The sequence below is a fragment of the Rhizobium sp. NXC24 genome (genome assembly GCF_002944315.1).
GTDB lineage: Bacteria > Pseudomonadota > Alphaproteobacteria > Rhizobiales > Rhizobiaceae > Rhizobium.
On the sequence record NZ_CP024314.1, the window covers coordinates 700,952 to 715,933 of the forward strand.

Below are 14,982 nucleotides of genomic sequence, written 5' to 3' on the forward strand. Positions count from 1 at the left end.
CGTCGATGGCGTAGTAGCGGCCATGGATATCCGCGCGTAAAGTCTCATTGTCGGAAAAGAAACAATGGCCTCTGGGAGGAGGTGCCGGCGGGGAATAAGCCCAGCCGAGTGCAGGCAGGAGGACGACATGAATCCAGATTTGGAAGTGGTCGCGATCGGCAGCGCCGAGTCCTTCAAGGCATGGGAACATGGCTATCCCTATCGCACGGTCCGCTGGCACTTCCATCCCGAATATGAAATCCACCATGTCGTCGCAACGACGGGGCAATATTTCGTTGGTGATTTCATCGGGGAATTCGAGCCGGGAAATCTCGTGCTCACTGGCCCGAACCTGCCGCACAACTGGGTGAGCGATGTACCTCCGGGCACATGCCTGCCACTGCGCTGCCGGGTCCTTCAGTTCTCCGAATCCTTCTTTGCTGACGCAAACAGGGTTTTTCCCGAGCTTTCCGGATGTATAGACATTCTGGAGATGAGCCGTCGTGGCGTGCTGTTTACGCCGGAAACTGCAGCGGTTGTCGGGCCGATCCTCGGCGAATTGGTCGAAGCGAAGGGAATTCGTCGCATCGAGCTTTTCATGAATGTGCTCAATGCATTGAGCAGCGCCCAGAATGCCAGCACTCTCGCCAGCACGCGTTATCATCCCGATCCTTCGGGGTTCATGTCGGCCGGGGTCAACCATGCATTGTCCTATATCAACACGCACCTGACGGAGCCGTTCAGCGAAGCTGATCTTGCCGAGTTGACCGGCCAGAGTCCGAGTTCGTTTTCCCGCAGCTTCCGCCGGCATACCGGCATGGCGCTCGTTCAATACGTCAATCGGCTGCGGATCAACTTCGCCTGCCACCTGCTGATGAGCAAAGCCGAAATGTCGATAACCGACATCTGCTTTGCCGCGGGTTTCAACAATATCTCGAATTTCAATCGTCGTTTTCTAGATCAGAAGGGCATGGCGCCCTCGCGCTTCAGAACATTGCTGGCACAGAACGTAAGAGCGGTGGAGGCCGCGTAAAACAAGGAGGACCGGGAGGAGAGACCAGACAATCGGGGGCAAGGAGGACCGGGTCATGCGAATGACCCGAAGGGGAGCCTTTGCCCGGAAATCAGCTCATCAGCATCGCGCTCAGGACATGAGCCGAGGCTTCATCGACACAACTATCATTTGGAGCGGAGGAATTCCAATGACCCAATTCGCATTGAAACTTGCAGGCGCTGCAACACTCGCCATCGGCCTTCTGAGCGGCACGTCCGCATTTGCCCAATCCGCGAAAGTAGCGGACGCGACGGTCGCTTTCCTGATGCCCGATCAGAGCTCGACGCGCTACGAGGAGCATGACTATCCGGGTTTCCAGGCGGAGATGAAGAAGCTCTGCGCCGGCTGCAAGGTCATCTATCAGAATGCAAACGGCGACGCTTCGCGTCAGCAGCAGCAGTTCAACTCCGCGATTTCTCAGGGCGCCAAGGCAATCGTGCTCGATCCGGTCGACTCGACGGCCGCAGCGTCTCTCGTCAAGATGGCGCAGAGCCAGGGCGTAAAGGTCATTGCCTATGACCGTCCGATCCCGTCGGCGGTGGCCGACTATTACGTTTCCTTTAACAACGAGGAAATCGGCAAGATGATCGCCAAATCGCTGGTCGATCATCTGAAGGCGAAGAACGTGAAGGCTGGTGATGGCGGCCTTCTGGAAATCAACGGTTCGCCGACCGATGCGGCGGCAGGCCTGATCAAGAAGGGCATCCATGCCGGTCTTGCTGAAGGCGGTTATCCGGTGCTTGCCGAGTTCGACACCCCGGAATGGGCGCCGCCGAAGGCACAGCAATGGGCAAGCGGCCAGATCACCCGCTTCGGCAAGAAGATCCTGGGTGTTGTCGCAGCCAATGACGGCACCGGCGGTGCGGCTGTTGCCGCCTTCAAGGCCGCCGGCATCGATCCCGTGCCGCCGGTCACCGGCAATGACGCGACGATCGCAGGCCTGCAGCTCATCATCGCCGGCGACCAGTACAACACGATCTCCAAGCCGAGCGAGATCGTTGCTGCGGCAGCGGCGAATGTCGCAATTCAGTTGCTGTCGGGCGAAACGCCGAAGGCTGATACGAAACTCTTCGACACGCCGACGCAACTCTTCGTGCCTGCACTCGTTACCGCGGAGAACCTGAAGGCCGAGATCATCGACAAGCAGGTCAACGACAAGCCGATCCAGACTGCGGAGCAGCTCTGCGGAGATCGCTATGCGGAAGGCTGCAAGAAGCTCGGTATCGCGAAGTGATCATATCCTCCCGCCAATTCCTCCGGCCGCTTACGGGCGGCCGGAGGACCGGGAACTCATCCTGTTCCGTTCATATAGAAAGGCTCGCGACATATGACTGACGCTTCCGACCAGACAGCCGCGGCAGGCGAGTTGGTGCTCAGCCTGCGAGGCATCTCCAAACATTTCGGCGCGGTGTCGGCGCTGACCGATATCGATCTGGATGTGCATGCGGGCGAAGTCGTCGCTCTCGTGGGCGACAACGGTGCCGGCAAGTCGACGCTCGTCAAGATTCTCGCCGGCGTCCACCAGCCGAGTGCCGGCACGATCACCTTTCGCGGTTCCAAGGTGACGCTGAGTGATCCCAGCACCGCCCTGCATCTGGGCATTGCCACCGTCTTCCAGGATCTGGCGCTCTGTGAAAATCTGGATGTCGTCGCCAATATCTTCCTCGGGCGGGAACTTAGCCCGCTAAGACTTGACGAGACCGCGATGGAGGTCCGTGCCTGGACGCTGTTGAACGAACTTTCGGCCCGCATCCCAAGTGTCCGTATTCCGATCGCATCGCTTTCCGGCGGGCAACGCCAGACGGTGGCGATCGCCCGTTCGCTGCTTCTGGAGCCGAAACTCATCCTGCTCGACGAACCGACAGCAGCCCTTGGTGTCGCCCAGACGGCCGAGGTTCTGAACCTCATCGAGCGCGTCCGCGACCGTGGGCTCGGGGTGGTCATGATCAGCCACAACATGGAAGACGTCCGCGCCGTGGCGGATCGCATCGTCGTGTTGCGGCTCGGCCGGAACAACGGAATTTTCTACCCTGACGCATCGAACCAGGAACTGGTCAGCGCGATTACCGGCGCCACGGAAAATGCCGTTTCGCGCCGCGCTGGCCGCCGTCAGGCACAGCGGCAAATAGGGCAGGAGGGTCAGATATGACCAGCGACATCAAACAGGCGGGACCGCTCCTCGACCGCAGCGATATTCGTGTGAAACACGAAGCCGGTCTTAGCGGTACGATCCGCGCGTCGATCGACAAGGTGCGCTCGGGCGATCTCGGCTCGCTGCCAGTGGTCGTTGGTCTCATCATCATCTGGACTGTCTTCGGCACCCTCAATCCGACATTCCTTTCGAGCAACAACCTTGCGAACCTCCTGTTCGATGCATCGACGGTCGGCGTCATCTCGCTCGGAATCGTCTGCGTTCTGATGGTGGGGGAGATCGATCTGTCTGTCGGCTCGATCAGCGGCTTTGCTTCCGCCATGGTCGGCATGCTCTGGGTCAACGAGGGCTGGCCGGTAGCGATTGCCGTTATCGCCGCACTTCTCGTCGGTGGGTTGATCGGTTCGCTCTATGCCCTGCTTTTCAATCGCCTGGGAATGCCGAGCTTCGTTTCGACCTTGGCGGGCCTGCTGGCGGTGCTCGGCATGCAGCTCTACCTGCTTGGCGCCACGGGTTCGATCAACCTGCCCTATGGGTCGGCGATCGTGAACTTCGGCCAGCTCATGGTCATCCCGCGTCCGCTCGCTTATGTCTTCGCGCTGCTTCCCGGCATCGTGATGCTGGTTTCGGGTTATCGTGCGGCTCTGCGCCGCCGCGAGGCCAATCTCTCCTCTCGTTCCATCGGCGGCCTTGTGGTGCGTGCTGTCGCGATCACCGTCGCGCTCGAATTCGTCGCCTTCTACCTCAATCAGGACCGTGGCATCCCGTGGATGTTCGCGCTCTTCGTAGCGCTCGCCATCATCATGAATTATGCGTTGACGCGGACCCAATGGGGCCGATCAATGGCGGCTGTCGGCGGCAATCGTGAGGCGGCGCGGCGCGCGGGCATCAATGTCCGGTTCATCTATACGAGCGCCTTCGTTCTCTGCGCGATGTTTGCAGCGCTTGGCGGCGTACTCGCGGCGGCGCGGCTGGCTTCGGCAAGCCAGCAGGCTGGCACCGGCGACGTCAATTTGAATGCGATCGCCGCTGCCGTCATCGGCGGAACGAGCCTCTTCGGCGGCCGCGGTAGCGCATATTCGGCGCTGCTCGGCATCATCGTCATCCAGTCGATCGCAAGCGGACTGACGATGCTCGATCTGTCCTCGGCGCTTCGCTACATGATCACCGGTGCTGTCCTCGCCATTGCCGTCATCGTCGACTCGCTGGCGCGCCGGTCGAGAGTCTCCCACGGCCGGGCCTGATACAACGACCAAGGTAAGGAATGATATGAGACAGGAACTTTCTGGAAAGGTCGCGGCGATCACCGGGGCAGCCTCGGGGATCGGCCTTGAATGCGCTAAATCGCTATTGCAAGAGGGCGTCAGCGTTGCCCTCGTCGACAGGGCCGAGGAGTCCCTGAAGAACATATGCTCCGAGCTTGGTCCGGAGGCTTTTCCTCTGGTCATCGACCTCACCAATCCCGCCAGCGTCGCGACCATGATGCCGCAGATATTGGAGAGGTTCGGAAAGCTCGATATCTTTCATGCCAATGCCGGCTCCTATATCGGCGGCGAGGTGGTCGATGGGGATCCAGACGCCTGGGACAGGATGCTGAACCTAAACGTCAACGCGGCCTTCAGATCGGTCCAGGCAGTATTGCCGCACATGGTCGAAAGGAAAACCGGCGATATCATCATGACCAGTTCCATCGCCGGCCTGGTTCCCGTCGTCTGGGAGCCGATCTATACGGCCTCCAAGCATGCGGTGCAGGCCTTCGTTCATACAGTGCGAAGGCAAGTCGCCAAACATGGTATTCGCGTGGGTGCAGTTGCTCCCGGCCCCGTGGTAACGGCCCTGATCAGCGACTGGCCCAAGGCAAAGCTCGATGAAACCATCGCGGCAGGCGGACTAATGGAAGCGACGGAGGTTGCCGAGGCGGTGTTGTTCATGCTGTCCAGGCCGCGCAATGTCACGATCCGCGATCTCGTCATCCTTCCGAACAGCACGGACCTCTGAAGATGACGCAATATTTTGTCGGTGTCGACGTCGGTACAGGCAGCGCCCGGGCGGGTGTCTTCACGGAGAACGGCAATCTCCTGGCTTCGGCAAAACGCCCGATCAAGATCTGGCATGGGGCCGGCAGCATTGTCGAACAATCCAGCGAACAGATATGGCGAGCGGTTTGCGACAGCGTCAAGGAAGCCGTCGCCTCGGCCGGAATCCAGGCCACGGCCGTCGCCGGGCTGGGTTTCGACGCGACCTGCTCTCTCGTCGCCGTCAAAGCTGACGGCGCGCCGGTTGCCGTCGGGCCGTCCGGCGATCCGGATCGCAACATCATCGTCTGGATGGACCATCGCGCTGCCGGCGAAGCGGCCGAAATCAACAGCGGCAATCACGGGGTTCTGCGTTACGTTGGAGGCGCTATCTCGCCCGAGATGGAAACGCCCAAGCTTCTCTGGCTCAAGCGCAATCTGCCGCAATCCTTTGCGGCTGCCTATCACTTCTTCGACCTTGCGGATTATCTGACCTGGCGTGCTACCGGCTCGCTCAGCCGATCGGTCTGCACCGTTACCTGTAAGTGGACCTATCTTGCCCATGAGAAGCGTTGGGATGCGGACTATTTCAAGGCTATCGGCCTGGAAGAGCTGGCAGCCGAAGGCTTTTCGAGACTCGGTACTGATATCGTGGAACCCGGCGCCGCACTGGCAAGCGGGCTGACCGAGGCTGCTGCACGTGATCTAGGATTGCCGATCGGAACCTCCGTCGGAGCGGCGCTGATCGATGCCCATGCGGGCGGCGTCGGCACGCTCGGAGGGGACGGCGCAGATGGCCAATCGAAAGTGCAAAACAGACTTGCCTATGTCTTCGGCACATCGGCCTGCTCGATGGCTTCGAGCGATAATCCCGTCTTTGTCGGGGGCGTATGGGGACCATATTACTCGGCAATGATACCAGGGCTCTGGCTGACCGAAGGCGGCCAGTCGGCAGCGGGAGCGGCGATCGATCATCTGGTTACGATGCATCCCGCGTCTGCCGAGGTGCGCGTCAAGGCGGAAATGGAAGGCCTCTCTCTTGTTGCATGGCTTGACCGTCAGGCGACCGAATTGTGCCCTGACCTGACGCGTACCGTCGAGCTTGCAAAGTCTGTCCATGTGGTTCCGGAATTTCTCGGAAACCGGTCACCGCATGCTGATCCCGACGCCCGCGCGGTGATCGCAGGCGTCGGACTGGAGACCGAGATCGCCGACCTGATTTCGTTCTATGTCGCCGGTCTCTGCGGTATCGGCTATGGCCTCAGGCAGCTTCTGGAGACGCTGTCAAAAGACGGCATCGACATTGGTACGATTGTTGCGAGCGGCGGCGCCGCGCAAAGCAATCTCGTGCGGCAGCTTCTGGCCGATACGACGAACACCCCGGTGGCGATCGCCAATACCGAGGAGCCGGTATTGCTTGGCGCGGCGATGCTGGGAGCTGTTTCCGCCGGACGCTATGTTTCGCTGCTGGAGGCAATGAAAGCAATGTCGAGCCTCTCGACAGTCTTCTCGCCTGCAGGCGGCACGATCGAGACGCTACACAGGAACCGTTATCGGGCTTTCGAGCTGTTGCAGTCGGCAGACCGGCAAATTCGTGGATTCGCCGCAGCGGGCGGATGAGCAGTGTCACTTGCATACTGCGGATATTCGCGGTGATATTAATTACGCAAAAAGTTCGCTCACCTCCGTCCGCGCGACATCGCGGAGCCTTTCTGCCTCGCTCATGTCGATCGAGCGGTACGGCCAGCGCAGGCGCGTGCCGAAGGGTCCCCAGTTGCCGATGGCGCAGAGAAGCTTGTCGAGCGCTGCGTTCGAATAGCCTAATCGCTGGCGATAGGGGACGATATGGGTTTCCATGAACTTGCAAATTCGGCGCTCCAAAGCGAGTGCGGCATGGATGTCGTCCTGCATGGATGCGGTCCACATCTGTGCGCCTCGGGGGCTTAGACAGGCGACATTGGAAAAGGATCCCGCCGCAATATCCTCCATAATACCGGTTGCAAGATGATGGCCGGGGACAAAGAGTGAGAGTTCCGAAAGGTGCTGGCGCGCGTCCGCGTACCATTGCTTGTCGCCATCAGCCACCTTGGCGCCGATGACGCCTGGTACCGCAGCGCAAATCCTGCCCAGTTCTTCCGGCGTCAGGACACGCTTGGCATGTGGTGGGTTATAGAGGATCAGCGGAATGCCGCTTCCGACATCGACAGCCCGGTTCAAAAAATCGATCGCTTCCCGATCCGTTACAGGCCACCAGTCGGGCAGGATAACTTGAATCGCCAGCGGTTTCAGGAGCGCCGAACGCCGAACCCGTTCCAGCATGATGCGAGCATCCGGTTGGCAAGCGCCGATGACGAAGTTCATGCCGGCCGCAGCGCATCGTTCGGCCAACATCGATTGAATGCGGTCGAATTCGTCTTCGGTCTGGCTATGGAATTCCCCCGCCGTACCATTCGAATAGATGCCGTCGACACCGGCCGCGATCAGGATATCGATTTCCTCGCCGAGCTTTGCGAATTCGATGTCATCATCCACCCCGATCGGCAGGAGAAGGGTCGCCCAATTGCCGGCGACGGTATGCCGATTTTTGCAGTCATTGATTGCCCCTCAATTCAAATCGTCGCGAATGCAGGCCTTGAAATGACCCGGCGCGACCTCTCTCAGCTCCGGTATCGTCTTCCCGCAGGCGTCCAATGCGTGCGGACAGCGGGTGCGGAAGACACAGCCGGAGGGTGGATTGGCCGGGCTCGGTATGTCACCTCTGAGGATCTGACGGTCGCGCCGGAGATTGGGATTGGTCGAGGGAATCGCCGAGAGCAGCGCGCTCGTATAGGGATGCTGTGGGCTGGCGTAGAGATCGGCACTCGGCGCAATTTCCATGATGTGGCCGAGATAGAGCACGATCACCCGGTCGCAGATATATTCGACGACGGCCAGATCATGCGAAATGAAGAGCATGGTCAGGCCGAGGCGCATCTGCAATTCGCGCAGCAGATTGATGATCTGCGCCTGGATCGACACGTCAAGTGCCGAGACCGGCTCGTCGGCCACGATGAATTCCGGCGAAAGGGTCAAGGCGCGGGCGATGCCGATGCGCTGGCGCTGGCCGCCTGAAAATTCGTGTGCATAGCGATTGATCGCATCGCCAGGCAGGTCGACCTGGGCGAGGGCGGAGCGCGCCCGATCGAGCCGTTCCTTGCCGGTTCCGATGCGCTGGATCTTCAACCCTTCCGTCAGGATCTCGCCAATCGTCATGCGCGGCGAGAGGCTGGCGAAAGGGTCTTGAAAAATATATTGCATGCGCGGCCGCGTGCGTCTTAGAGCGGAGGCGGAAAGCGTGGTCAATTCCACGCCGTCGAAGCGGACGCTGCCTGCCGACGGCTCCACAAGGCGCAGGACCGAACGTCCGATCGTGGTTTTTCCGCTGCCGGATTCGCCAACAAGCCCGACGACCTCGCCTTTGGCGATATCGAAGGAGATATTCTGAAGAACATTCAGCTTCGTGCCTCGGGACGTATAGTGTTTCCCGAGATCGCGAACGGAGACCAAAGGCTCGCTCATCTAGATCTCCTGCCATCTTATGCAGCGGCTGCGGTGCCCTGGACCGACCTCTTCGAGCACCGGAACGGCGACGCGGCAGGCATCGATCGCGAATTTGCAGCGCGGGGAAAATGCGCAACCGGCAGGCATGTTCATCAGGCTGGGAACCACACCCGGAATGGCGGCGAGCTTCTCGCCGGCTTGTTTCATCCGCGCGGCATCGCCAAGACGCGGCATGGAGGCGAGAAGGCCCATCGTGTAGGGATGGCGCGGATTGCCAAAGACCTTGCCGACCGGCCCATGTTCAACGATCCGGCCCGCATACATGACCGCAACGCGATGGGCGATCTCGGCAACAACGCCGAGATTGTGCGTGATAAACAGCATGGCCATGCCGCGTTCGCGCTGCAGCCTAAGGAGCAGATCGAGAATTTGCGCCTGGATCGTCACATCCAGTGCTGTTGTCGGTTCATCGGCAATCAGCAATGTCGGATCACACGCCAGCGCCATGGCGATCGTCGCCCTCTGCCGCATGCCGCCGGAGAGTTCATGCGGATATTGGCCGGCGCGTCGCTTCGCATCCGGAATACCGACGCTGTCGAGGAGTTGCACGGCCGCATTCATCGCGGCTTTCCGACCCGCGCCGCGATGAATGCGGATCGGTTCCGATATCTGGTCGCCGATCGTGAAGACGGGATTAAGGCTCGACATCGGCTCCTGAAACACCATGCCAATATCATCGCCCCTGATCCTGCGCATATCCTCATCGTCAAGAGAGACCAGATTGTGGACCGCGCCGTTCTTGCGCTTCAGGTGGATAGTGCCCGCGGCGATCCTGCCGATATTGCGGGTGAGCAAACGCATGACGGAAAGGCTGGTCACCGATTTGCCGGACCCGGATTCGCCGACGAGCGCCAGGGTCTCACCGGCGGCCACGGTCAGATCGATATCGTTGACAGCCGTGATCTCGCTGCCGCGGATGCGGAAGATCGTTCGCAGCCCCTTGATGTCGAGAACGGGATTGGCGGCCGGCTCCATTATGCGCCTCAGTTCAGCAGACCGGTTGCGCGGAGGATTTCATCGATCCGTGCGGTTTCAGCCTCCTTCAGCGCAGCGCGTGGCCGCGGCATGATGGCGGTATCGATGATGCCGAGGCTGCGCATGGCGGCTTTGAAAGCGCCTATACCGGATGCACCGCCGCTAACGCGGCCCTGGGCGACCCAAACGATTTCGAAGAGGCGGCAAAGGCGCTCCTGTTCTTTTCGAGCGGCGGCCCAATCGCCGCGCTGTGCGGCGTCCCACAGGCGCACATAGCCATGCGGGTCGACGTTGGCGATGCCCGGAACGACACCGTGAGCGCCCATCAGCAAGGCATTATCGACGACGATCTCGGAGCCGGTCATCAGGAAGACATCCTCGTGGTCGGCGAGATCGAGCAGCGCATAGCGGAAATTGCCGTCGTCGCCGCTTGAATCCTTGAGGCCGATGATGGTGCCTTCCTTGGCGAGCGTCACGACAGTCTGCCGCTGCAGCTTCACATGAACACAGACGGGAATGTCGTAGGCGACCAACGGGACGTCCACCGCATCCCTGATATAGCGGAAATGATCAAGGATCTCGGGCTGGCTGGTAACCGTATAGAAGGGGGCCGTGACCACCACCGCGTCGGCGCCCGCGGCCTTCGCGACCTTCGAGTGCGCGATGACGCGATCGGTCGTCGGATCGATCGCGCCGACGATGAGCGGCACGCGGCCGTTCACCACCTTTGCCGAATGCTCGATGATCTCGCGCCGCGTCTTTTCGTCGTGAAAGACGACTTCACTCGTCGAGCCGAGCACGAAGACACCGTGGCAGCCGGCATCGATCAGATGTTCAAGAACCCGCGTATAGGACGGATAGTCGACGGTGAAATCCGGATTGAGCGGCGTTACGACGGGGGGGACGACACCCTTGAATTTGGTCATTTTCGCTTTCTTTCGGTTGTCAGTTCAGTTCGGCACGGGGATCGAAGGCATCTCTGAGGCCATCGCCGATGAAGTTGATTGCGAGCACGGCAAGGATCAGCGCTCCGCCGGGGAAGAGCCATTGCCACGGATATTGTTCGAGCACGGCGGTCGACCGGGCGGCATTCAGCATGTTGCCCCAGCTTGCGGCAGGCGGGGCAATGCCGAGACCGAGGAAGGACAGACCGGCCTCCAGCAGGATGGCATTGGCGATCTGCAGCGTTGCGTAGACGACGAGGATGTCGATCGCGTTCGGCAGGCCATGGCGAAAAAGCAGGTGTCCAATGCCGGCGCCCATACCGCGCGAGGCCATGACGAAATCGCGCTCGCGGAGTTCCAGAAGCCGCGAGCGGACCATGCGCGCAAGAAGCGGCCAGGAGAGCAGTGAGATGACGAGCACCGTCGGCCAGATGCCGGTGCCGGCGATCGAGGCGAGCACCAGCAGGAAGATGACAGGCGGCAAGGTCATCACCAGATCGACGAAGCGCATGGAGACGGCATCAGCCCACCGGCCGGCGAGTGCCGAGACGGCGCCGAAGAGGAAGCCGATGATCGCCGAAAGGGCGGTCGATGCGGCGGCAACGAGCAGCGAAATCCGCCCGCCTTCCAGAACACGCGCAAACACGTCGCGGCCGACTCCATCGGTTCCGAACCAGTGCGTTGCCGTCGGGCCGCTGTTCATGGCCAGGAGATCGATATCGTTCGGCTGAAACCTCCACCACAGCGGATAGGAGAGGATCAGCAGCAACATTGGAATGGCGACGCAAATGCCGGCGACGGCGGCGTGGTTCAATAGAAAGCGTTCGAATGCGCGAGCGAGCGGCCCGGGGCTGCGGCGGGACGTGGAGCGAGCAAACATCGTCAGCCCACCTTGATGCGCGGATCGACAACCGCATAGGTGATGTCGGTCAGAAGATTGACGATGATGACACAGATGCCGATGACGAGCGTCGCGCCCATGATGACGGGGTAGTCCCGCGTCTCCACTGCATTGACGAGAAGCAGGCCCATACCCGGCCAGTTGAAGACGCTCTCGATAAAGATGGCGCCGCCGATCGCAAGCCCGACGGTCGAGCCGATGAGGGTTACGATGGGAAGGAGGGCATTGCGCAGCGCATGCTTGGTGATGACCCAGAACTCCTTTACCCCCTTGGCGCGGGCCGTGCGCACATAATCCTGGTTGAGGACTTCGAGCAGCGAAGCGCGCATGTAGCGCGTGATCAATGCGGCCTGCGCGATGGAAAGCAGCGCGGCGGGCAGGATCAGGTGATGAATAAGATCACCGATCGAAAATTCCTCGCCAGGCGTCAGCATGCCGCCGGAGGGCATCCAATGCAGGCGAACGGAGAAGACATAGAGGCCAATGAGGGCACTGAGGAACGCGGGGCTGGAAATGCCGGCAAGCGCGAACACCGAGAAGGACAGGTCGGCGAGCGAATTGCGGCGAACAGCGCTGAAAACGCCCACGGCAATGCCGGCAATAATGGCGATCACCAGCGCCGAACCCATGAGGAGCACGGTCGGTCCGATCCGTGACAGCACGAGACTGAGAACCGGCTGGTCGAGACGTTTGATCGAATAGCCGAGATTGCCCGTCAGCGCGTTCTGCAGCCATCCAAGGTATTGCAGCGGCAAGGGCTGGTCGAGCCCCAAACTCCTGCGTAGGTTCGCAAGGTCGGTCGGCGACATCGGGACATTCGGATCGATATAGGCGTCGATCGGATCGCCGGGCGTCAGACGCAAGAGGAGGAAGATCAGCATGCTCAGGGCGATGAGCATGCCAGCCCCTATGGCCAGGCGTCGAAGGCTGTATCGAAGCATTGTAAATCCGTCCTGTCAGGGTGGCCGAGGCCGCCCTCAAGGCTTTGGAAGGAAACGCCTTATTCGGCGATCGACCATTTCTGCGGATTGGCCTGATAAGGCCCGCCGCCAGGCGCCGGCGTCCAGACGAAATCCTTCACCTTGGACGAGACGATGCCATAGCGCTTTGCCACCCAGAGCGTTGCCCAGGGCAGGTTGGTATTCATCACCTTGCAGACGTCCTGATAGCGGCCGTCGCGTTTGGAACTGTCGGTCTCGGTCAGTGCGGCGTTGAGCGCAGCGCTCAGATCCGGCATGCGCGCTCGAACGACATTCGCTCCGGCCGGCGGAATCTGGCTTTCGTTCAGCCCGACATTGATGCTTCCGGCATCCGGTCCGTTCTGAAGTCCGGCGTAGACCATTTGGAACTGCGCGACATCCGGTTTCGCGTTGAGCACGATGCTGTTGTAAGTCGGCGCATCGACGGCGCGTGGGACGACATTGATGCCGACTTGGGCGAGCATCGCTTGGACGGCAGCCAGCACATTGGTCGCGAGCGGCGTCGTGTAATAGGTCAGCAGCGTGATCGGCTTGCTGCCGTTGATCTGATCCCATCCCGCTTCGGTCAGCAACTGCTTGGCTTTTGCCGGGTCGTAGGCATAGCCGTCGACGCCTTTTGGTATCAGTTGCTCGGCAACATAAGCGCAATTGGCAGGCTTGGCTGCGCCGCCATAGAGGCTCTTGATGATGGCATCGCGATTGATCGCGTACATCACCGCCTTGCGGACGCGCGGATCCTTCCAGATGGGGGAATCGTGGTTGAAGCCGAGATAGTTGACGACGAAAGAATCGCCTTCGATGACCTTGAAATTCTTATCGTCCTTGAAAGTCGGTACGTCATTGGAATCGACGTAAGTGAACTGGATTTCACCGGATCTCAGAGCCGCGATCGCCGCAGCCGGATTGGCGAAATAGCGGTTGATGATGCGTTCGAGTGCAGGCTTGCCGGCGCGGTATTCGGTGTTGGCGGCGAGCTCGACATATTGATCGGATACGTATTTCGTGAACTTGAAAGGTCCGGTGCCGATCGGCGTGGTGGACCACCATGTACTCTTGGCCAACTGATCGGCCGGTATCGAGGACAGGGCATGTTCCGGCAACATCATGACCTTCGTCATGGTGTCGAGAAAGCTGCCGGTCGGCGCGCTCAGCTTGACCACAACCGTGTGCTCGTCCGGTGTTTCGACGGATGAAATGCTCTGCAGCCGGGCGGCGAGTACCGAACCGGTCTTGGCGTTCATGGCGAGGCCGATGGTGAACTTGGCGTCCTTGGCCGTAAATGCCTGGCCGTCATGCCATTTGGCGTTCGTCAGCTTGAATGTGTAGGTCTTCTGATCCGGGCTCACCTCGTAGGAGCTAGCGAGTTCGCCGACGACTTTCTGCAGCTTCTCGTCATAGGCGACGAGCGGTTCGTAATAGATGCTGAGCCAGGTGAATCCCGCCGTTGCGGCAAGAGGATTGAAGTTGCCCTGGAAGCCGCCCGGGCCGACATCGAAGCCGCCGGAAAGGGTCGCGGCCCGCGCCTGGCCGACAAGGGCCGGAATTGCGGTCGTCGGCAGCATGGCTGCAAGGGCGATGACGGATAGTCTATATGCTCTCCTCATGTGTTCCTCCCACATTTGAACTTGTCTTGTTGTTGGCAATCACCCGGGCAATGCCTTCGTAGTGCCGATCCAGGCGTCTGCGCGCCTCCTCCAGATCCTTTGCTTCCACTGCATCCACGATCGCGGCATGATCGCGCCAGGTCGCCATCGGATCGACGTTCTCCAAGTTCACGAAGTCCGAAGCCTTGTAGAAAGCGAGCCAGAAGACATCGATCAGCCGCACGAGCGTTTCATTGTGCTGGCAGCGAAAGAGCAGCCGGTGAAAGAGCTGATCGTCTTCGGCAAAGGTCTCTCCGCGCTCAGCATGGACGCGCATCCTGTTGACCGTGCTGCGCAGTTCGGCGATGTCTTCCTCGCCGATCATCTCGATCGTCTTGCCGATCAATCCCACTTCCAGCGTGCGGCGGATTTCGAGGACCTCCTCGATTTGCCGCAGCGCTCCGCCCAGCCCGTAGGCGAGATTGTCGAGCAACGGTTCGAATGAAAAAGCCTTCACGAAGATGCCGACACCGCGGCGCGTCTCCAGCACGCCGAGCGATTCCAGCGCCTTAATCCCCTCCCGCAGCGAATTCCGGCTGACGCCGAGCTGCGTTGCGAGCTCTCCTTCGGCCGGCAGGAGTGTGCCGGGCGCCAAACCGTTTTCGTCGATGTAGGCCCGCAAACTCTCCTGCACGGAAACATGCAGCAGGGGTGCACGGGTCAGGGGCTTCATCGATTTCAAGGCCATCTTCGTTTTCTTCCGCGCATATTCGTAATGGAGAAGAAGCTTACATATCCG

General features: G+C 60.4%; 14 protein-coding genes. 6 read left to right on the top strand and 8 right to left on the bottom strand.

The window, feature by feature from the left end:
- The first annotated feature begins 127 nt into the window (after window positions 1-127).
- The 6 genes from NXC24_RS27330 (at window position 128) to NXC24_RS27355 (ending at window position 6,820) form a co-directional block, all read left to right on the top strand.
- On the top strand, window positions 128-1,012 hold the full coding sequence (locus tag NXC24_RS27330) for an AraC family transcriptional regulator (protein WP_104826520.1): 885 nt from the start codon (window positions 128-130) through the stop codon (window positions 1,010-1,012).
- A 169-nt stretch (window positions 1,013-1,181) separates the two neighbouring features.
- On the top strand, window positions 1,182-2,267 hold the full coding sequence (locus tag NXC24_RS27335; RefSeq protein ID WP_104826521.1) for a sugar ABC transporter substrate-binding protein: 1,086 nt from the start codon (window positions 1,182-1,184) through the stop codon (window positions 2,265-2,267).
- A 93-nt stretch (window positions 2,268-2,360) separates the two neighbouring features.
- Entirely contained in the window at window positions 2,361-3,182 is an 822-nt protein-coding gene (locus tag NXC24_RS27340) for an ATP-binding cassette domain-containing protein (protein WP_104826522.1), read from the top strand.
- On the top strand, window positions 3,179-4,429 hold the full coding sequence (locus tag NXC24_RS27345; RefSeq protein ID WP_104826523.1) for an ABC transporter permease: 1,251 nt from the start codon (window positions 3,179-3,181) through the stop codon (window positions 4,427-4,429). Before NXC24_RS27340 ends, NXC24_RS27345 begins: the two co-directional genes overlap by 4 nt.
- 25 nt (window positions 4,430-4,454) lie before the next feature.
- Entirely contained in the window at window positions 4,455-5,183 is a 729-nt protein-coding gene (locus tag NXC24_RS27350) for an SDR family oxidoreductase (RefSeq protein ID WP_104826524.1), read from the top strand.
- Window positions 5,184-5,185: 2 nt separating this feature from the next.
- Window positions 5,186-6,820, top strand: a complete 1,635-nt coding sequence (locus NXC24_RS27355; RefSeq protein ID WP_104826525.1) for an FGGY-family carbohydrate kinase — start codon at window positions 5,186-5,188, stop codon at window positions 6,818-6,820.
- A 42-nt stretch (window positions 6,821-6,862) separates the two neighbouring features.
- On the opposite strand, the gene NXC24_RS27360 is transcribed toward NXC24_RS27355, so the two are convergent.
- The 8 genes from NXC24_RS27360 to NXC24_RS27395 are packed head-to-tail and all read right to left on the bottom strand — an operon-like array spanning window position 6,863 to window position 14,931.
- Window positions 6,863-7,798 carry a dihydrodipicolinate synthase family protein gene (locus tag NXC24_RS27360; protein WP_104826526.1) on the bottom strand — a complete coding sequence of 312 codons (936 nt, stop codon included), beginning with the start codon at window positions 7,796-7,798 and terminating at the stop codon, window positions 6,863-6,865.
- A gap of 6 nt (window positions 7,799-7,804) precedes the next feature.
- Window positions 7,805-8,758, bottom strand: coding sequence for an oligopeptide/dipeptide ABC transporter ATP-binding protein (locus NXC24_RS27365; protein ID WP_104826527.1), 954 nt, complete (start codon window positions 8,756-8,758; stop codon window positions 7,805-7,807).
- A complete protein-coding gene (locus NXC24_RS27370) occupies window positions 8,759-9,775 on the bottom strand; it encodes an ABC transporter ATP-binding protein (RefSeq protein ID WP_104826528.1) in 1,017 nt (338 codons plus the stop codon).
- A gap of 8 nt (window positions 9,776-9,783) precedes the next feature.
- Window positions 9,784-10,701: a dihydrodipicolinate synthase family protein gene (locus NXC24_RS27375; protein ID WP_104826529.1), complete on the bottom strand. Its 918-nt coding sequence runs from the start codon at window positions 10,699-10,701 to the stop codon at window positions 9,784-9,786.
- 19 nt (window positions 10,702-10,720) lie between these two features.
- Window positions 10,721-11,599: an ABC transporter permease gene (locus NXC24_RS27380; protein WP_104826530.1), complete on the bottom strand. Its 879-nt coding sequence runs from the start codon at window positions 11,597-11,599 to the stop codon at window positions 10,721-10,723.
- Between the two features lie 2 nt (window positions 11,600-11,601).
- Window positions 11,602-12,561, bottom strand: coding sequence for an ABC transporter permease (locus NXC24_RS27385; protein WP_104826531.1), 960 nt, complete (start codon window positions 12,559-12,561; stop codon window positions 11,602-11,604).
- 59 nt (window positions 12,562-12,620) lie between these two features.
- Window positions 12,621-14,204, bottom strand: a complete 1,584-nt coding sequence (locus NXC24_RS27390) for an ABC transporter substrate-binding protein (RefSeq protein WP_104826532.1) — start codon at window positions 14,202-14,204, stop codon at window positions 12,621-12,623.
- The gene (locus NXC24_RS27395) at window positions 14,188-14,931 is read right to left on the bottom strand and encodes a FadR/GntR family transcriptional regulator (RefSeq protein WP_104826533.1); all 744 of its coding nucleotides are present in this window, start codon (window positions 14,929-14,931) and stop codon (window positions 14,188-14,190) included. Before NXC24_RS27395 ends, NXC24_RS27390 begins: the two co-directional genes overlap by 17 nt.
- Window positions 14,932-14,982: the final 51 nt, after the last annotated feature.